Raw genomic sequence first — 19,150 nt, forward strand, 5'->3', positions numbered from 1 at the left:
GAGAGCGAAACTAAAGCGCAACTTATTATTGGTATGGAATTGAGCCTCCTAAGAGTACTAATTGCGCGATTACAGTATGAGGACGGTGGATTGAACCCCCACCGTCCTTTTCTTTTTTATTATCCCAGTAGTGACAACGCAGCTTGAGGACGTTGGTTCGCTTGAGCCAAAATCGTCGTAGAAGTCTGTTGCAGTATCTGGTTTCGAGTTAATTCTGCAGTTTCTTTTGCAAAATCAGTATCTTTAATACGCGAACGAGCTGCCGTTACGTTCTCTGAGATGTTAGACAAGTTACGTATGGTAGACTGGAACCGATTTTGAACAGCACCTAATTGAGCGCGTTCGGCATCAATGGTTTTAACCGCTGAATCAATGGCAGCCATAGCAGCGCTTGCAGCTGCAGGACTTGTAACAGCCAATGCAGCGATACCTAGACCAGCCTGGCTCACGGTAGTCGCAATAGTTACCGCAATATTTTCTCCAGCGTTTGCGCCTACCAAGAAGTTTTCGTTATATTGGCCATCCAATAGAGTGATGTTACCAAACTTAGTGGTTGTTCCAACTCGGCTAATTTCTGCCTTAAGCTGGGAGACCTCTGCTTGCAATGCAAGTCTGTCGTCAGAGTTGTTAATACCATCTTGAGATTGGATGGCTAAAGTACGCATACGTTGCAACATATTTGTTACTTCGTCCATCGCTCCCTCAGCGGTTTGCGCTAAAGAGATACCATCTTGAGCATTCATTACTGCCCGATCTAGACCTTGAATCTGCGAAGTCATACGGTTTGAAATTTGAAGACCAGCGGCATCGTCCTTTGCACTATTAATACGCAAACCCGATGACAAGCGTTGGAATGATGTATCTAAAGACCAGCCAGATTGAGTTAACTGACGTTGGGCGTTTAGCGATGACACATTTGTATTTACGTATAAAGCCATGATATTTCTCCTATCTATATATTAACCATTTATAGGTTTTATTAGTTGTCAGTTATTATTTTCTTCTGACTTACCCTATATAACGGCGGCGCTTCAATATTCTTTAGCAATTATTTTAATTTTATTTCCAGAACAAATCTTAAAATAAAAAAGGTTGCTTCATTATTGAAGCAACCTTTATAACGGCAGGCTAAGAATAAACTTTAGCGTTATAGATAATTAAATAGCGATAACTGGCTTATGCGACTATAAGATGAATAAGAAGTATTAAGTGCAAGCTCCGCCTTCTGCAGATTGCTCACAGCTTCTGCGAAGTCGACCTCGCTCAAGGAAGCGCGAGATTTTTGATTAATGAGGTCCATCGAAGACGCGGCAGAACGCACTGCTTCCAAGGAGTTACCTCTTGCGCCAATAGACCCTAAGGTTAAGTTTACACTTTCTAATGAATTATCTAAACCTACCAAAAAGTCTGATTGTTTCTCTACATAGGCGTCCCCCACCAAGGAAGGGTCTTCTAATGCAACTATATATTCAGACAACATATTCAGTACATTATCTTTATCAGGTGGCGCTAATTCAAATGACTCATTGGCACTACCTGCAGGAGTAGATATATTAATATCAACACCATTAAAGTTAATAGATTGCCCTGACACATAATCCCCCGTTTCTGGGGGTACTAAAGATGCTCCACCACTATCAAGTATTTCATAGCTATCAGGTGCACCTGCTGTTGTTTGAACTTGGTAAGTATTATTAGCGGGGGTAATCGGATCATAATTTAATTTGTGAAAACTATCATAAGCTCTTTGATCGGTAATAGTTGTATTAATATTTCCCGATAAGTCATTAGTCACAAATCGTTTAAATACGTTATCAAATACTTCTTGGCCAGTATCATTACTTTGAATATACACTGACGATGATACCTTTAATTCGTTAACTCCAGCATCACCTTGGTAATTATAATCAGTGCCATCAAATACATATGGCTGTTTTTGGGTTTGAAACCCAGAGAATACATAACTACCATCCGCATTCTGGCTATTCATAAAATCAACCATTTGCGCTTGAATTTGCCTTAACTCCTGAGCTAATGATTTACGTTCAGCTTCGCCATTTAAGCCATCGCCAGATTGAACACCTAACACCCTCGCCCGCTGCATTGCATTGATCATCCCATCTAGAGTGGATTCTTCGAAATTAAGCGCGTTTTCGAGCAAAGTACCGTTCTTAAGGTGTTGCTCCGTTAAGGTAATTTCGGTCGTCAAAAACATGGTTTTACTCATGTCAGACGGACCATCAGCCGCGGTAAGCAATTTCTTATTGGTAATCAAGTGTTGGTTCATTTTCTCAACTTGTTGTTGAGAATTAAGCACACCATTCAGTGAACTTTGATACAAATTAATACTAGATACTCGCATAATTTGATTACCTCACTGAACTTAATAATGTTTGGAAGGTTTCCTGGGCAGCGCTAATAACTTGTGCAGATGCAGCGTAAGCTTGCTGGAAACGAATTAGATTAGATGCTTCTTCATCAAGATTAACCCCAGATATGGAGTTGTGCCGCTGGGTACTTTGCTCAAGTAAAGATGTCGCTGCAGATACAGCTACCCTCGCCTCGCTGGTTTTACCGCCCACAAAACTCACTACGCTGGCGTAAGCATCGTTCATGGTCATTTTATTGTCGCCGCCAGTTGCAAGACTTTTGCGCACGAGGTCTTTTTGCTGCAAATCAACCAAGCGCAGAGCATTGTAGTTGTCATTAAAACCGTCGGTATTGTAATCCATGGTGAATACATCACCTTCTTGCACATCGCCGTCAATATTTATCTCATAACCCGGTGTTAAAGCAGGCACTGCATTAGCAAACAATTGTTGGCCAGCACTCGCGGCGGGCGCTGTCGCCATTAAGGCCCCTACACCATTGTATATTTCATAATCACCAGCGTTATTAATACGTACCTCATGCGGTCCGTTAGGATCATACCCACCAGGTGCGGTGAAATTAGACGTAGCTGGATCGGTATCGTAAATGGAATCGATAGACACCGTCGCATTACCGCGGTTATTAAGTTCCCGCTCTACGCGAATTGGAGAGGCTAGCGCAAGTTTCTCTGGCTGGCTCATGCTCACTGTCATTTGCGCAGCGGCATCTCTCACTGGTTGAATAAGGTGTTTGTCTCCAGCCGCAAAAGGGCCTGAAGAGAAATCCCAATCTATACCATCAAGCTGGAAATTGGTGGGAGGTATTGTCCCAGATATGGCGGTTTCTATTGGACTATCACCGTCAAAACGCTGCATTTCAAAAGTGGTTGGCGAAGTAAAGGTAACTCGGTAATCATAGGGCGTAACTTCACTACCGCTACCGGCTATAAAGCTGCCGCTAATCGTGCCAGCCGTAGTATTGGTCGAGAACTCTTTGCCGTTAAACGTAGGTAGAGTAAATATATCTCCACCAATATCGCCATTTAAATCCATGCCTAAACGGTTTTGAGTATTAAAAGCATCGGTCATCGCAACTGACAGTTGACCTAGTTGATTGCGGCTAGTATCCAATGTGGTTTTACGGTATTCCATCAATCCACCGATAGTCGCACCAATATCATCACGACCAATAATACGGGTAGAACCGGCTAACGAAAGCGTCATTTCTTTTTGGGTACTATCAGGGTCACCATCTACAATGGCCAACTTAGTATGGTCATCTTGCAACACTAAAGCTTGACCCGAGCGCATAAACACGAGGGTTGAGCCGTCATCTTGAACAATGGTATTAATGTCTATCAGTTCAGCTAGTTCTTTAATCGCTTGGTCACGTTTGTCACCAAGTATCGCGGTATTACCATCTAAAGGGCTACCGCCAGCTGCCACAATCTCTTTATTGATTTCCGCAATATTGCGAATTAAGGCATTGGCTTCATCAGCTTTTTCTACAATATCTTGGCTAAGATTTTTTTCTTGTACGCTGTACTGCTCATTCAGAGTTCTATAACGATCTGTTAAGGCGTTGAATTGGGACAACGCAAGCTCACGAGTAGATAATGCAGTAGGATTGTCGGTTGTTGCGTGAAGCTGGGTGAAGGTATCGTCAAACTTACTGCTTAAAGATAAGGAATCATCACTTAGAATCGCGTCAATATTACTCACCGATTCTAAATAAGCATCACGGTTAGCTAATGTAGAAGTATCGCGAAACATTTGTGCTTGAGCAAAACCGTTTAACACACGCTCAGTATAACCTTCTCGAACACCACCTAAAGTATCTGCTGTATAAAATGTGCGTTGTAAGCTGTAGCCCGGAGTATTTACATTGGCAATGTTATTACCGGTGGTCATCAATAGGCGCTGGTGTGCTGCTACCCCCGATGAACCAATGGTTAGTAGATCATTCATAGCCATAAATTGGTTACTCCCCTACAACTTGTGTATCACGAAACTCTGAAAAGTGACGGCTATCTAAAATTTGGCCAATTTTGTTTGCGTACTGAGGATCGGTGGCATAACCCGCCGCCTGTAGCTCTTTGGCATATTGCTTAGCATCCATACCTTTTGCTAAAGCCTCTTGATAGCGCGGCCCTTCTACAAACGACAAGTAGTCTTTTACACTTTCTTCAAAAGAATCATACGAGCGGAATGCGGCGCGTTCTTGCTGTGCTTGTCCGTTTCTGTACTCTAAAGTGTTCACTACTGCCTTATCTCCTTGCCAACGACTATCCGCTTTAATTCCAAACAAGTTATGGCTACTAGAGCCATCTCCGTTTGCAATCACTTTTTTACCCCAGCCTGATTCCAATGCCGCTTGCGCTACAATAGCCATTGGTTCAATGCCTTTATCTGCAGCCCATTTTTTTGCAACTGGCAAAATGGCTTCAATAAACTCACTAGGAGAGGAAAAACCTTGCCGTTTTATTGCCACCGGCTCTGCTACTTCGTCCTTAATTGGCTCGCTAACGCTATCTTTTACTAAAGGTTTGCTTATTGCGGCCGTTACACTAGTCGATACAGCAATATTCTTGCCATCTGTTGCCTGTGCATTTAAAGAACGCTGTTGCAAATCAATGTTTTGACCGCCGCGTAATACCGATGCGGGCGTTACGTTGGCAGCAGCAGGATCTAATTGGGCCACAATTAAGTCGGCTAAACCTAAAGCACCTGAAGACGACAGCTCCAAAGCCATTTGGTTATCGTGCATATCTCGATAAGTTTGGGTATGACGGTTATTTAACGGGGTATCACTTTCAAACAATTCGTTACTTTTACGCATCTGTTTCATTAACATCTGCATAAACAGCGATTCGAACTGACTAGCGACTTGCTTCAGCGCTTTATCCGGATCTTTTTGCGCAGCACTCCTTAGCTCATCTAAACTGGCTAAGTCGTGGTAGTTTGCTGATTGTTTTACCGCGTCCATAGTCATACTTAGATCACCAACAGCTCGCCTTGAATAGCACCAGCTTGTTTTAAGGCTTCTAAAATTGAAACCAAATCACCTGGTGCTACTCCAACACGGTTAACAGCACGCACTAAATCATCTAAGGAAGCACCTGGGTCAAAGTTAAACATTCTCGAGTCTTCTTCGGTTGCCTCAATGGTACTCACCGTTGTTTCAACTGTTTCTCCATCAGAGAATGGATTTGGCTGAGAAATCAAAGGTGTTTCAGAAATTTTCACTGTTAATCCGCCATGGGTAATTGCTGCGGGTAACAAACGAACATCTTTGCCAATCACAATGGTTCCGGTTCGCGAATTAATTATAATTTTGGCGGATTCTGAAGCTGGCTCAAAGGTTAGGTTCTCTAGAGTAGAAAGATAGGCGACTCTTTGGCCAGGGTCTCGCGGTGCAAATACTTGTACTGACGCAGCATCCATCGGGGTTGCTGTATTTGGCCCCACTAAGCTATTAATGGTATCGGCTAAACGTTTCGCTGTAGTGAAATCTGAACGCTTCAAGTTAAAGGTAATGGTATCGCCATTCATAAATGGTGATGGTACCGAGCGCTCTACAATCGCTCCATTTGGAATACGACCAACCGTAGGTGTGTTTGAAATAACTTTAGAGCCATCAGCACCTTCGGCACCAAAGCCACCAACAATTAAACTACCTTGAGCAAGTGCATAAACTTCGCCATCAGCTCCTTTCAAAAAGGTTTGTACTAAACTGCCACCGCGTAAGCTTTTAGCTTCACCAATGGCTGATATTGTAATGTCGATAGTTTGACCTGGTTTAATAAAAGCAGGTAACTCTGCATGTACTGCTACTGGCGCAACGTTTTTAATTTTTAAGTTAGTGCCTGGCGGCACAGTAATACCAAAGTTACGTAACATGGTGGCAAAAGACTGCTTGGCAAAATCACTATTTTTCTCACCGGTGCCCGGTAAACCTACCACTAAACCGTAACCCGTTAATTGGTTAGATCGCACTCCGGCAACGTTTGCTACGTCTTTTACTCGCGCAGCATTAGCGGTATTTGCTAACAAACACATGCCGATACTGATTAACACAATGCTACGTTTTAACATGATACTACTCCTAGAAATCAGGGCTTAGAATGGCCAAACAGGACCATTAAAGAACTTAGATAACCAACCCTGGTCAGTGGTATTAGCAAAATCGCCAGTACCACCATATTGAATTCTTGCATTGGCAATACGCAGCGATGTAATCGAGTTATCCGGTGCTACATCTTCAGGGCGAATAATGCCTGTTAAGCGAATATACTCATTGCCATTGTTTAACATTAGCCACTTCTCGCCGCTAATAATTAAGTTACCATTTGCTAATACCTGCACCACATTCACCGAGATATTGCCGTTTAAACTGTTACTTTGTGCAGCATCAGCTTCACCGCTAAAATCACTGTTTTGACTTAAACCAAGTTCAATTGGGTTACCGTTTATGGTGGCAACACCACCCGGCACGGTAATTTGGTTTAAGTTAAGAGTTTTATCTTTGGCTAACTCATTACTGGCAGATTTGCTGGCTTGAGTACTCTCTGCAAGTGTTACCACAATAATGTCGCCCACTCGGTGGGCTTTTTTATCTGAGTACAAGTTGTTAGCGCGATCTTCTGTAAACAGCGAGCCAGTGATACGTGCTTCCACCGCTACATCTTCTGGGTAAACAGGTGCAAACTCTGGGTCGTCGGGTACCACTGCAGTATTCACGCTGGCACACCCGGCCATTGTCATACAGGTTGCTACTACCATTAGTTTATTCATGAGCAATCCCTCTCTCTAAACTTTATCTACAGTTGTTGTGTAGCGAAGGTCAACATTTGGTCTACGGTTGAGATAACTTTAGAGTTCATCTCATAAACACGTTGAGCTTCAATCAAATTAACCAGTTCTTCGGTTACGTTAACGTTTGAAGTTTCTAACGAGCCTTGGCGAATTGCGCCTAAGCCGTTCTCTGATGCGATACCATTTTGTGGTGCGCCACTCGCGCCAGTTTCAAGATATAAGTTTTGACCACGCGGCTCTAAGCCCGACGGGTTAACAAAGTCGGTAATCGTAATTTGACCAATAACTTGGTTGTCGGTTTGCCCAGGTAAGCGAACACTCACCTCGCCGTCTTCACCTACGGTAAAGCTTTGAGCATCTTCAGGAACTTGAATTTCTGGCTGCAAGGGGTAACCCGCACCAGGGGTTACAATGGTCCCTTCGTCGTTGAGGCCAAATTGGCCGTTACGCGTATAAGCCGTGGTACCGTCTGGCATTAAAATCTCAAAAAAGCCACGGCCATCAACCATTAAGTCGAAAGCGTTATCGGTAGTTTGCACGTTACCTTGATCGTGATTCTTTTGGGTAGCAATAACTTTGGCACCAGCACCAATCATTAAACCAGAGGGCATATTAGTGTTTTGAGATGAACGACCGCCCGGCTGATTAATGGTTTGATACAACAAATCTTCAAATACCGCGCGGCTTTTTTTGTAACCAATAGTGCTGGCGTTAGCGAGGTTATTAGAGATAACCGAAACGTTTGTTTGTTGGGCATCTAAACCAGTTTTACTTATCCATAATGCGGGATGCATAGTACGCTCCTTATTCCTAGCTTAATCGCAACAAGCTGTTGGTTGCTTTTTCGTTTTCTTCAGCGGTTTTCATCATTTTAATTTGCATTTCAAATTGACGTTGCATGCTGATCATATGTGTCATTTCTTGCACCGGGTTCACATTACTCCCCTCTAGTGCCCCCTTGGTGAGCTCAACCGTTGCATCGGGTTGAAATGCTTGACCAATGGTTGATCTAAATAGGCCGTCATCACCTTTAGTTAAGTCGCCGGCAAACGGCTTACTTAGTTTAATTCGATTAATTTCTTCTAAGGCATCAGCTGGCGCGCCTTCAGGGCGAATTTGGATGGTGCCATCTTCGTTAATCTCTAGCTTCTCAACAGGTAAAGGAATAATGATAGGCGCATCTTGGTTGCCTAACACAGCTTGTCCTTGCATGGTTTGTAATACACCCGCAGCAGACACTGTGAAATTACCGTTACGCGATAACGCTTCTGTACCATCTTTATCTTGAACCGAAATCCAACCTTCGCCTTTAATCGCCACATCTAAATCTCTGCCGGTGGTTTTTAGCAATCCATCGGTAAAGTTTTGAGTGGGACGTTCGGTCATGGCAAATACACGAGATGGCATGCCTGGTCCAAAGGCTTGCATTGAGCGAGCATTCTCTAGATCAGCTTTAAAGCCTGTAGTGTTAGCATTTGCTAGGTTGTTTCCGCGTACCGCGATCGAATGCATATTTTGTTTTGCACCTGTCATCGATATGTAGAGTAATTGGTCCATTTCTATTTCCTTCGTCAATTAGCTGACTCAAAGGAAATAACAGCAAATATGATGCCAAAGAAAAACACAGGTAAGCATTAGTGAGGAAAGGTTATATAAATCAAGCAATTAAAAAGGCAGCTAATGCTGCCTTTTTGTCATTACCCATTTCATTGATTAACGAATTTGGATAATGGTTTGCTGCAGTGTTGAGTTAACTTCTAAGGCTCGAGAGTTAGCTTGGAAGTTACGTTGTGCACTGATTAAGTTAACCAGTTGTTCAGTAAGGTTAACGTTCGCTTGCTCTAAGGAAGCGGAGTTAATTTTACCAAAAGTACCAGTATTACCTTCACCCGCAATGGCCTCGCCACTTAACTGGGTTTGCTGCCAAGCAGTATCACCAATTTGTGCTAAACCTTGATTGTTAGCAAAGTTCGCCACCGATACTTTAGAGATATTGGTTGTTTCACCATTACTATAAGACGCTACAACTAAGCCATCTGGGCCGATATCAATACCTGTCAATTTACCAACAGTAGAACCATCTTGAGATAGGGCTGATACTTCAAAAGCAGAGTTGTATTGAGTTGGACCATTTAAGTTGAAGTTAATCACTTGAGTTGGGTCAACTGAACCAGTCACAGGATCCCACACACCACCTGGACCACTTGGTGGAGCCGTGCCCAGAGCAACTGTTTGAATAATTGCGGGCGTAGTAGAGGCTAACGCACCAGTATTATCAAAAGTTAAGGTCGCAGAGGCTGGAATGGTTGGGTTAGCGTTACCGGCATTTGGCGTATTAGCAGTACCGCCATCAACGTCAGTCGGCTGACCATCAATATAGATTAACTTGTGCCAAGTATTTGCCGTGGTTGCATCTTTAATAAAGAAGGTTTCGGCGACGTGTGAACCACCTTGAGAGTCATATACCGTTACCGACGTTGCCGAGGTATAGGTATTACTGTCCGATGGGTCAAAGTCACCAACATCATGAGTGGTACCACTTGATGGCAAGTTAAAGCTCATATCCACTTGGCTGGTCATCGTAGGGTTACCGACTTCAGCACTAATTTGAATGGCTTTGGTTGCTGCCATACTCACTGCTGAAGGCGTACCACTGTTGTTAACCGTGTAGCCTTGTAAGTATTGGCCTTGCGAGTTAACAATAAAGTTATCTGCATTAAGCTTAAATGCACCTGCACGGGTGAACTCACGAGTTTGGGTAGTTAAATCTGAAGCCGTAACAAAGAAGCCTTCACCACTAATCGCCAAATCTAAGGCGTTTTGGGTAAAGTTAAGACTACCTTGGTGGAATTGCTGTGCAACATCCACGGTTTTTACACCATTACCAACTGCAGTTCGAGCGTTAGCAAAAATCGATGTTGCATACACATCGGCAAATTCTGCACGAGACTCTTTAAAACCAATGGTGTTGACGTTAGCAATGTTGTTCGCTGTTACGTCAAGATCCTTTTGCGAGGCATTGATGCCGCTCAGAGCGATATTAAATGACATCTCTCAATCTCCTATCGTTTTACTATTCTTTGTTAGGCTTTGGCAACTTCAAGTACATCGCTCATCGCGATACCACCCAAGCCTTCTAAATTGACGATTACGCCAGATGTACCACCTGCTAAGCTCACGCTACCAACGCTTGCATAGGTTGCAGTGGGTAAACTGATCTCTTGACCGCCTTGAACACCATTAACCTTAATGTTGTACTTACCTTCAGGCATCGCATTCCCATTAGAATCGGTGCCATCCCAAGAGAATGGCATGTTGCCGCTTCCCTCTCCTAAATCGATAACTTTCACCACTTCACCGGCTGCGTTCTCGACAGAAACTTTTACATTAGTGGTCGCTGCACCAGTAACGGCAACACCTTCAAATCCATTACCACCGTTATGGCCATAATCTAAAGGTACCAATACTTTCTGTCCCACTAAGGTGGATGCTTGTAGTGCAGCAGACGAATTCATGATTGAATTCATTGTGTCGAACTTGGTGCCCAGTTCGGCAATACCTTCTGAGGTTTGAAAAGATGCCATTTGGGCAATCATTTCGGCATTGTCGACCGGCTTACTTGGGTCCTGATATTGCAACTGGGTCGTTAATAGCGAGAAGAAATCTTCTTGCCCTAAGGACTGATTATTGTTGCTTTCAGGAACCACTGATTCCGGCTGCCAATAATTACTCTGTAGTGGATCAATAGTAGACACGTGCTACTCCTTAACTTTTACCCAGATTAAGTGTGCTATTTAGCATTTGTTTGGCTGCTTCAGTAACTTGAACATTTGCTTGATAGGAGCGTGAAGCGCTCATCATATCGGCCATTTCTTCAATCACATTAACGTTAGGTTTAAAAATATAACCTTCTTCGTTCGCCATTGGGTGCTCTGGATAGTATTCCTTGCGCAAAGGCGCATCGGATTCAACAATTCCAGCCACCTTAACCTGAGCGGAGTCGCCTTGAAATTGAGTGGCTTTAGTAAACTCAGCCGCAAATACAGGTTTTCTCGCTCGATAAGTTTGATCGATGCTTGAACTGATACTGTCGGCATTGGCTAAGTTGCTGGCTGTGGTATTTAAACGTACCGACTGCGCCTTCATTGCCGAAGCAGTAACATCAAAAACATTAAAAAAGCTCATTATTGACCTCCCTTAATTGCATTACGTAAACCACTAAACTTGCTAGATAGAAAGCCAATGCCCGCTTGGTACTCCAAGCCGTTTTGCATAAAGGCTGCTTTTTCTTTTTGTACATCAACAGTATTGCCATCGCCCGTATCAGGCTGGTCTGGAATTTGGAAACCCAATTCAGAGAACTGGCTGTTTCCGCCACCAATATGGCGTTCGTTGGTTAACTGCATTCCGCCACTTTGCTTACTTTTAGCGGCAGCGAATGCTTTATTAAAATCTAAGTCTCGTGCTTTATAGTTAGGTGTATCTGCGTTAGCAATATTACTCGCGATCACTTCAGAACGGCGAGCTCTCACTCCCACGGTATGCTGATGAACACCTAATGCTTTATCAAAAGTAATTGCCATATACACCTCTAAACACTTTCACAAAAATTAATTTGCAAAAGCTATGCCAGAGTTTTTTTGACACTTTTAATTCAGTTAACTAAAGGACTTAGTTACTTCAACCAGCGAAAGGTAAGGAGTGCTGATTGTTTGACGGCAAGTAAAGCGGCAACTATTGCCCTTTACTGCCGCTATCTATTTTTACTTTAATTGGTAAACGATGCCTGGGTTGCAACGTAACATGTTAAATCGGTCGGTTAAGCCCGTGATTGATTCAGAAGCACCAAGCATCAAATAACCATTTGGATTTAAAGCCTGAGCAAACTGATTAAGAATTTTCGACTTCACATCTGCGTTAAAGTAAATAAGTACATTACGGCAGAAAATAATGTCAAATTTCCCCATTAACGCATAACTATCAAGTAAGTTTAAGGGTCTAAAGCTAACATTTTTACGTACTTTGTCATTCACCCGAAAACTACCGTCGGTAGTCGCTTCAAAAAATTGGCGCTTTCGTTCCGGGGATAAACCACGAGCGAGGGCTAATGAATCATATTCTCCGCGTTTACAGTGTTCAAGCATAGAAGGAGAGATATCAGTACCCACTACTTGAATTCCCATAGGCAAAGCACCTGGACGCTTTGCTTGGTACTCAAGTGACGTCATCATTATCGAATAAGGTTCTTGACCTGATGAACTGGCTGCTGACCAAATTTTTACCGGACGAGTTTGTTTTTGAAACTCAGGTAACAATCTATCGGATAAAAGTTGGAACGGATAGGTATCACGAAACCATAAGGTTTCGTTTGTCGTCATTGCATCTACGACAGCAGCACGTAAATCACGTTCACGTAAACTCATGGCTTTTTGAACCAATTCGGTAAGACTTTCTGCCGAATACTGGGACATTAGCGGTGACAAACGACTTTTCACTAAATACTGTTTATTGTCACCTAGTACAATTCCGCACTGCTTTTCTAAAAAGCCGCAAAATTGCTTGTATACATCATCTGTTATAGTTCTCACAAATGCATCCACACTCTCTATAAAGATTGACGAACAGCAGCTGCTAACTCATCGGGGTTAAATTTAGCAATAAAAGCATTGGCCCCAACTTTATTTACCATTGCTTGGTTAAATACGCCACTTAAGGACGTATGCAAAATAATATGTAAATCTTTTAGATCTGGATGAGAACGCACTTCAGCGGTTAAGGTGTATCCGTCCATTTCAGGCATTTCAATATCAGAAATCACCAAAGCGATTTGATCGGTAATAGGCCCGTCTTTAGCCATTGTTGCTAGCAACTCTAAGGCTTCTCGCCCATCTTGACATAACAATGCTTCAACACCTAAAGATGTTACCGCACGTTTTACCTGGTTACGGGCCACTGACGAATCGTCAACCACCAGTACTTTTTTATCTATTCGAACGTTGGCTGCGGCTTCTTCAACAATTTCTTTACTCACTGTAGTATCAACGGGCGAGATTTCATCAAGAATTTTCTCTACATCAAGAATAGAGACTAACTCTTTTTCTACTTCAGTCACCGCTGTTAGATAGTTAAATTTACCAGCACCTTTTGGTGGCGGTAAAATATCTTCCCAGTTCATGTTAACAATACGTTCAACCGAGCCCACTAAGAAGCCCTGAACTGAACGGTTATATTCTGAAATAATAATGAAGCACTTGCTTACGTCTTCAATAGGTCGGCCACCAGTTGCAGAGCTAAGGTCAATAACTGAAATAGTTTTACCGCGAATGTGCGCGACACCACGAATAACTGGATTTAGTTTAGGTAGCGCGGTTAGAGGCGGACACTGCAATACTTCTTTTACTTTAAAAACGTTAATACCATAGCGCTGAGACCCATTTAACCTAAATAACAACAATTCGAGGCGATTCTGCCCTACTAACTGCGTACGCTGGTTTACCGAATCTAAAATACCCGCCATATACTTATCACTCCTTAGAAAGGGGCATCAACTTTGCTTAACCCCTGTATACTATCGCTCAATCTAGCTTGTTTGTCGTAATTTTGACGCCCAATGACTTAGCATCAACTTGTTAAGCATAGACAAAAAAGCCAATTGTTACTTTGCTTTATCGGTATCATATAGGAAATGTTGATAAAAATTGCTGCTCCACTGTTATTATTTTGTTTTAGTCTTACTGCTCACACAAGCGAACTGCATTCGCAGCTCGAAACAGAGGCAGTAGAATTCGTTCGTTCACAAATCAATCATGACCATAGTCAAAAAATTGAGCTTAGTGCCAATCAACTTGATGAACGGGTTGCTATTCCTGAATGCACTAAAGGTTATGAGTACAGCCTTGCCAATGGTGAAGTCCGCAGAAACACCAGTGTTTTGGTCAGTTGCGAAGAACATGCTAACTGGCGTTTATACATTCCCGTTAGAAAACAAGTTCTGCTGGCGGTGGTCGTTGCTGCAACACCAATACAAGAAGGCGCAGCGCTAAACCATTCCCAAGTGAGCTTAGACTTTTTACCGGAGAACCGTTTACGCGGCAGTTACTTTACCGACCTAGAGCCCTTACTAGGAGCTAAACTAAGGCGAGCATTAAGAAAAGACCAAATTATAACTGGGCGCGATATTTGCATAGTATGTAAAGGTGAAGCAGTAACCATTTCTGCCAATGCTGGTGGACTGAATGTTACAACTCAGGGCACGGCTTTATCTAGTGGTAGTATCGGTGATACCATTAAGGTTAGAAATAACCAATCTCAGCGACTTGTCACCGGCCGAGTAAAAGCATTAGGAATTGTTGACGTAAAACTTTAATTTTTTTCTAAAGTTCTACAAAGGTAAGCCGATAGCTTTATTGAATACGAAAAATTGATTAACTGTGGGGCGCCATTATGGCTTTAAACATTAACAACTTAGGTGGAAACCGTCCTAGTCAAGTAGACTCAAATAGAGTCGCTGATAAAGGCACTAAAGAAAGCGCTGAACAACGTTCACCCGCTGGTTCTGCTGCAGCCCAGGATTCAGTTATGCTTACTAACGAAGCACAACAACTAAACCGTATTCAGCAGAATTTGCTCAACGATTCAGACAGCAGAAGCTCAAAGCTGGAATCTATTAAGCAAGCTGTAGCCGACGGTACTTACCAAGTTGATGCTAATAAAGTTGCTCAAAAAATGGGTGATTTCGAAAGCGAGTTTAACAAAGCACTTGGGTAATTAGGCAATGATTACAGCCCTACTGAATACTCAAGAGCAGCAACTTACCTTGCTGCTTTCTCTTTTAGAGCAAGAAAAGGTCGCGCTTGAACAAGACGATACTATTGCTCTTTTTGCCGTTGCAGAACAAAAAGAGCAGGCCCTAGCAGAGATATCTAAAGCAGATGCAGAACTTGAAGCGTCAGCTGAAAAATCTCAACTTAAAACTGACTTAACTTTAAGTAAGCAAGTGGATACAGTTAAACTATTGCTGCAGCAATGCCAGCAACAAAACGCGCTAAATGGTGAGATTATTCAAGCCAGTAACGAAAAAGTACGCCAACTCAGCGCAGTAATTGGTCAACTCCAAAATCAAAATGCATCTACCTACGATAAGCTAGGCAAAAAACATAGCTCACAACGCATGGGTAAAGGTTTTAAAGCTTAACGACTTAAGCCTTTTGATTGATCTTCCGCTCTACCCAATGAGACTCCCCTCACCACTTTCTGAATTTACAGCCTTAAGCTGAATAGTAAAATGTTTAGTATTATCGATGGCTAAATACAATAAAACCCCAAACATGTTTGAGGTTTTAAGTAGTGTAATAGACGTAGGGTAAACTTAGCCTCTCTCCCCCATTGGCATTTTAGTTTTATTCGCTTGAGTGCGAGACTCTATAATCATCACTCCGTCACGTTTAACCGGAACGGGAACCTTACTTTGGTAAACTTCGTTAGGAATTAACTCTTGCGCTGAAGCAACCACTACTTTTGATTGCGCACCAACAATTCGAGCATTAACTAAAATACCTTCATTAGATTTACTAAAGGTACCCACTAGCAAATATTCTATAGGTAAACGCTTAGATAGCTCTTTAACGTTGCGGCTATACACAAAATCACCTTCTGGTGTGATGCGAATAAAACCGGTAGTTTTATAATCAATCACTGAAAAGCCACTTTGCTGCATTTCATAAACAAAGCTTTCGGCTAGCTGCATACCAAAAAGATCTGTGGTTTTAAGATTATCTAAAGGAACAAACGACGCTACGCCAATCGGCGTTTCAGCATTAACAAAGTGTGAGCTAGATACCAAGCGCTGTGACATTAGGTTTACATAGTCAGTAAGTGAGCGCTGTACATTTGGATCGTGCATTTCTGGCGCGGGCGGTGTTAATGAGCGGCTTTGGCTACCACTTAAAAACAGCTGGCCATTTTCATCAATCACTCCCTCTTGATAATGGGAGTTATGAGTATGTGGGGCGTGATGTTTAGAACCATCGTACACCACCACTTTTTGCATCGACGGGGAGCTTGAGCACCCCATCAACATCGAAGTAGCTAACGCTACCAAGCTAATACCTTTCATGTCGCTTCCTTAATCGTCTATTACGCTTAAAGTATCGGCCTAAAAGGTAAAATCTTTACTAAAATTGAACGGTTTTTTGACTCTCTAAGTGACGCGTTGGCGACATAGACATGGTCACTCGATATACCTCTCTAAAATCTAATTGCAATTCAGTAACATACACATCATCTACAGCATAAGCACTCATCACTTTAGCGCCGCGAATAACGCCCGCTACCGAAGCGGCTAAGCGCTCGTTCCCTAACACCATATCACTTACCGTCGCCGTGCTATCAATGTGCTGTCCATATACTTGTTCAGACAGCTCACGATAAGCATCCAATTTCGAGGCTTTCATTGCCCGCAACTGCTTAGAAGACAAATCGGCTCCTCGCTGTTGGCTAATGGGCGCGTAGCCTACTGCGTTCACCACAGTGAAGTCGCCTGGAGGCTCGTACGTCCACTCAACTTTTTTCACTTGAGTGGTTGGAGTACATGCTAAAAGCAGTAAAACGGATAAACTTAAAAACCAAGATCTAAAGTACAGATTGTTCATGACGCTCCAAGCTCCCATTAACGCTAGTCACTCGAGGCGAGGTTGCCCCCGCTATGTTTGGTACAAATTGATAGGCCGCCGATACCACCTCTTGGCTAGAGAGTTCGACTAATCGCATGTTAACGTGCCTGCCTGATGTAGTGCGCTGAAAACTGCCCACCACTACGTAAGTAATTTCCATTTCTTTGCGCAGTAATTCAGCGTCACGCGATAAGGAAAACTCACCATAACCAGGGTCCATTTGTAGGCGGCCAGTTAGCCTTGGCTCTACCATATTCACCCCCTCTCTAGACAAAGCGGCAAACATTGCCTCGGCCACTTGCCGCCCAAAACTGTCACTGGACTGTAAGTCATCTAAATCAACTACCGTGCTAACGGCCACGGAATCGCTATCGGTAAGATCTAAATTGTCGGTAAGTTGCCGAGAAAGGTTGTCTACATGTACATATAAAGCTGCATCCTGTTGCTCTCTAGGTTCAACATAAGGGTAATTTGAAACATGATGTAAGCTGGTATTGCATCCTTGAAGCGTAACCAGCAAAATAATTAATGTCGTAAAACGCATATCAATCTCCTCCGACTTACGCCTTACCAAGCAATAACCATTCCAGTCAAAAAAATAACGTTTATCTTTAGGTATAGTTATTGCTAGTTAGTGAGTAGGAGGGCCTTATGAAACAGTTCATTTTTTACATTGGCATGCTAATTAGCCTGTCAACTCACGCGGTATGGTACGAGGCCAAAGGCCAAGCAACCATCGTGAACAACGACATGGAACAAGCTAAAAGCGTGGCTACACAAGACGCAGTGAAGCAATTGCTATTGTACTCAGGCGCATCGGTAACAAGCGTAAGCCAAGTGAACGGGGGTCGCTTAACTCTCGATCAAATTGAAGTGGTGTCTAAAGGTTCGTTACATAACTTAAAAGTATTAGAAGAAGGCAACCACGGCCAGCAGTACTATGTCATTTTGCAAGCCGATGTTTTTCCAGCGGCTAGTCAGTGTAAAGCCAGTGGCTACAGTAAAAACATGTTGCTATTACCCCCTTTCCTAAAACAACAACACCAAGTAAGAGTGGGACAATTACACGAAATTTCGCCAGCGGTAGAACAACGCGCTTACGATATAGCACGCGAAGTGGGTACTCAGTTCAACGTAAAACACCCGCCTAAACTGCCCCTTAATTATTACAAACCTGGCGAGCACAATTTTAAAGGCATTAAAGACGTCGCAGATCGCTATGGTGCTCAATACTTACTCGGTTTAGAAATTGAAAACATATCTTTAGACCAAGAACATAAACCCAAGTTTATTAATTTATCTTACCCGCAACGTTACTTTGTAATGAATGTGCGAGTGTATAACGCCATCGACTTAGAAGAGATTTATAACAAACGATTCTCAGTAAATGCCCCTTGGGAGTTTGATGCTAGAGAAGTGATTTCCCCCTACTCCGCCGAATTTTGGTTGTCGGCTTACGGGCAAACCTTAAATAGCACTCTGCAACAAGCTATTTCTGAAGTAGACGCCCTACTCGCTTGTCAGCCTTTGCAAGGTAGCGTAGTGAAAGTATTAGGTCCAGATCGTTGGCAAATTAACTTAGGTAAAGCCAATCAGCTGAATAAAGGTATGCTGCTTAATTTAATTCATCAAAATTACCACTGGGGTAATTGGGATATCCCGCGACAAGAGCAAATTGTGGCTGATAGCATGGTACAAATTGAGCAGGTATATCAGGACAGTGCCATTGTGGTGGCGCTAGACCCAACAATGGTAGCCAACATTCAGCTCGGTGACTTAGTGAGCAAACAGTAAAGCTTTGCTTTTCATCAAGTTAAAGCTGAGTATAATAACAATCCTTGCTACTAGCTTAGCGGCAAGGATTGTTACGTCCCCTTAGTTCAGCTGGATAGAACAAGGACCTCCTAAGTCTTAGACACAGGTTCGAATCCTGTAGGGGACGCCAACAAAAGCTCAATCTTCCGCTTAACCCCTTGCTAGTACTTTAGATACAAAAAAGCCTCGAGCATGCCGAGGCTTAATATTATCTATTGAGATCTACAGTGCACTCGCTCCGTCCATCGCCTTACACACGTAAATACTCTCTTTTAAACCCGTCACGGTTTGGTATTGCTGCTCGACTGCTTGGCATACCTTATCGACCAATTGAGGCGGCATAAGCGCCACAATGCAGCCCCCAAAGCCACCGCCCGTCATACGTACGCCACCTTGGTGGCCTAGCACCTGTTTCACGATATCCACAATGCAGTTCACTTCCGGTACGGTGATTTCAAAATCATCACGCATTGAGGCATG

The 19,150-nt window shown here is 43.0% G+C and carries 21 protein-coding genes, 1 tRNA gene and 1 pseudogene; 5 read left to right on the forward strand and 18 right to left on the reverse strand.

What is annotated here, in order from left to right; genetic code table 11:
* Nucleotides 1–119 precede the first annotated feature (119 nt).
* The 14 genes from Q4549_RS08555 to Q4549_RS08620 all read right to left on the reverse strand — a co-directional run bounded on the left by Q4549_RS08555 (nt 120) and on the right by Q4549_RS08620 (nt 13,701).
* Nucleotides 120–938 carry a flagellin gene (locus Q4549_RS08555; RefSeq protein WP_303550602.1) on the reverse strand — a complete coding sequence of 273 codons (819 nt, stop codon included), beginning with the start codon at nt 936–938 and terminating at the stop codon, nt 120–122.
* Between the two features lie 209 nt (nt 939–1,147).
* Nucleotides 1,148–2,362 carry a flagellar hook-associated protein FlgL gene (gene flgL / locus Q4549_RS08560; RefSeq protein ID WP_303550599.1) on the reverse strand — a complete coding sequence of 405 codons (1,215 nt, stop codon included), beginning with the start codon at nt 2,360–2,362 and terminating at the stop codon, nt 1,148–1,150.
* Nucleotides 2,363–2,369: 7 nt separating this feature from the next.
* Entirely contained in the window at nt 2,370–4,343 is a 1,974-nt protein-coding gene (flgK, locus tag Q4549_RS08565) for a flagellar hook-associated protein FlgK (protein ID WP_303550597.1), read from the reverse strand.
* Nucleotides 4,344–4,350: 7 nt separating this feature from the next.
* The gene (gene flgJ / locus Q4549_RS08570; protein WP_303550595.1) at nt 4,351–5,355 is read right to left on the reverse strand and encodes a flagellar assembly peptidoglycan hydrolase FlgJ; all 1,005 of its coding nucleotides are present in this window, start codon (nt 5,353–5,355) and stop codon (nt 4,351–4,353) included.
* Nucleotides 5,356–5,363: 8 nt separating this feature from the next.
* Nucleotides 5,364–6,464 (reverse strand): flagellar basal body P-ring protein FlgI, encoded by a 1,101-nt coding sequence (locus tag Q4549_RS08575; RefSeq protein WP_303512536.1) that lies wholly within the window; start codon nt 6,462–6,464, stop codon nt 5,364–5,366.
* A gap of 24 nt (nt 6,465–6,488) precedes the next feature.
* Complete coding sequence (gene flgH / locus Q4549_RS08580) at nt 6,489–7,163, reverse strand: flagellar basal body L-ring protein FlgH (protein WP_303550593.1); 675 nt, start codon at nt 7,161–7,163, stop codon at nt 6,489–6,491.
* A 26-nt stretch (nt 7,164–7,189) separates the two neighbouring features.
* Nucleotides 7,190–7,978: a flagellar basal-body rod protein FlgG gene (gene flgG / locus Q4549_RS08585; protein ID WP_137675065.1), complete on the reverse strand. Its 789-nt coding sequence runs from the start codon at nt 7,976–7,978 to the stop codon at nt 7,190–7,192.
* Nucleotides 7,979–7,994: 16 nt separating this feature from the next.
* On the reverse strand, nt 7,995–8,741 hold the full coding sequence (locus Q4549_RS08590) for a flagellar basal body rod protein FlgF (protein ID WP_137675066.1): 747 nt from the start codon (nt 8,739–8,741) through the stop codon (nt 7,995–7,997).
* Nucleotides 8,742–8,897: 156 nt separating this feature from the next.
* Entirely contained in the window at nt 8,898–10,235 is a 1,338-nt protein-coding gene (flgE, locus tag Q4549_RS08595) for a flagellar hook protein FlgE (protein WP_303512531.1), read from the reverse strand.
* 32 nt (nt 10,236–10,267) lie between these two features.
* Nucleotides 10,268–10,939, reverse strand: coding sequence for a flagellar hook assembly protein FlgD (locus Q4549_RS08600; protein WP_137675068.1), 672 nt, complete (start codon nt 10,937–10,939; stop codon nt 10,268–10,270).
* Between the two features lie 10 nt (nt 10,940–10,949).
* Nucleotides 10,950–11,369 carry a flagellar basal body rod protein FlgC gene (gene flgC / locus Q4549_RS08605; protein ID WP_137675069.1) on the reverse strand — a complete coding sequence of 140 codons (420 nt, stop codon included), beginning with the start codon at nt 11,367–11,369 and terminating at the stop codon, nt 10,950–10,952.
* On the reverse strand, nt 11,369–11,767 hold the full coding sequence (gene flgB, locus Q4549_RS08610; protein WP_137675070.1) for a flagellar basal body rod protein FlgB: 399 nt from the start codon (nt 11,765–11,767) through the stop codon (nt 11,369–11,371). Before flgB ends, flgC begins: the two co-directional genes overlap by 1 nt.
* 180 nt (nt 11,768–11,947) lie before the next feature.
* The gene (locus Q4549_RS08615; RefSeq protein ID WP_137675071.1) at nt 11,948–12,772 is read right to left on the reverse strand and encodes a protein-glutamate O-methyltransferase CheR; all 825 of its coding nucleotides are present in this window, start codon (nt 12,770–12,772) and stop codon (nt 11,948–11,950) included.
* A 17-nt stretch (nt 12,773–12,789) separates the two neighbouring features.
* Complete coding sequence (locus Q4549_RS08620; RefSeq protein WP_137675072.1) at nt 12,790–13,701, reverse strand: chemotaxis protein CheV; 912 nt, start codon at nt 13,699–13,701, stop codon at nt 12,790–12,792.
* A 168-nt stretch (nt 13,702–13,869) separates the two neighbouring features.
* Here Q4549_RS08620 and flgA point away from each other — a divergent pair, with 168 nt between their 5' ends.
* The 3 genes from flgA to flgN all read left to right on the forward strand — a co-directional run bounded on the left by flgA (nt 13,870) and on the right by flgN (nt 15,378).
* Nucleotides 13,870–14,550 carry a flagellar basal body P-ring formation chaperone FlgA gene (flgA, locus tag Q4549_RS08625; protein ID WP_303512522.1) on the forward strand — a complete coding sequence of 227 codons (681 nt, stop codon included), beginning with the start codon at nt 13,870–13,872 and terminating at the stop codon, nt 14,548–14,550.
* A 77-nt stretch (nt 14,551–14,627) separates the two neighbouring features.
* A complete protein-coding gene (flgM, locus tag Q4549_RS08630; protein WP_137675074.1) occupies nt 14,628–14,951 on the forward strand; it encodes a flagellar biosynthesis anti-sigma factor FlgM in 324 nt (107 codons plus the stop codon).
* 7 nt (nt 14,952–14,958) lie between these two features.
* Nucleotides 14,959–15,378, forward strand: a complete 420-nt coding sequence (flgN, locus tag Q4549_RS08635; protein ID WP_137675075.1) for a flagellar export chaperone FlgN — start codon at nt 14,959–14,961, stop codon at nt 15,376–15,378.
* A 174-nt stretch (nt 15,379–15,552) separates the two neighbouring features.
* Here flgN and Q4549_RS08640 read toward each other — a convergent pair whose 3' ends face one another.
* From Q4549_RS08640 to Q4549_RS08650, 3 genes are read right to left on the reverse strand one after another with little or no spacing between them, the layout of a single operon-like run.
* Complete coding sequence (locus Q4549_RS08640; protein ID WP_303512517.1) at nt 15,553–16,299, reverse strand: FlgO family outer membrane protein; 747 nt, start codon at nt 16,297–16,299, stop codon at nt 15,553–15,555.
* 58 nt (nt 16,300–16,357) lie between these two features.
* Nucleotides 16,358–16,834 (reverse strand): LPP20 family lipoprotein, encoded by a 477-nt coding sequence (locus Q4549_RS08645; RefSeq protein ID WP_303512515.1) that lies wholly within the window; start codon nt 16,832–16,834, stop codon nt 16,358–16,360.
* Nucleotides 16,815–17,399, reverse strand: coding sequence for a FlgO family outer membrane protein (locus Q4549_RS08650; protein ID WP_303550589.1), 585 nt, complete (start codon nt 17,397–17,399; stop codon nt 16,815–16,817). The genes Q4549_RS08645 and Q4549_RS08650 overlap by 20 nt, the downstream gene beginning before the upstream one ends.
* A 107-nt stretch (nt 17,400–17,506) precedes the next feature.
* Between Q4549_RS08650 and Q4549_RS08655 the strand changes: the two genes are divergently transcribed.
* Both Q4549_RS08655 and Q4549_RS08660 read left to right on the forward strand, forming a co-directional pair.
* Nucleotides 17,507–18,649 (forward strand): flagellar assembly protein T N-terminal domain-containing protein, encoded by a 1,143-nt coding sequence (locus tag Q4549_RS08655; protein WP_137675079.1) that lies wholly within the window; start codon nt 17,507–17,509, stop codon nt 18,647–18,649.
* Nucleotides 18,650–18,724: 75 nt separating this feature from the next.
* A tRNA-Arg gene (locus tag Q4549_RS08660) sits at nt 18,725–18,800 on the forward strand.
* 92 nt (nt 18,801–18,892) lie between these two features.
* Here Q4549_RS08660 and Q4549_RS08665 read toward each other — a convergent pair.
* A pseudogene (locus tag Q4549_RS08665) lies at nt 18,893–19,150 on the reverse strand (galactokinase); the annotation flags it as partial.

Source organism: Agarivorans sp. 2_MG-2023, assembly GCF_030548085.1.
GTDB lineage: Bacteria > Pseudomonadota > Gammaproteobacteria > Enterobacterales > Celerinatantimonadaceae > Agarivorans.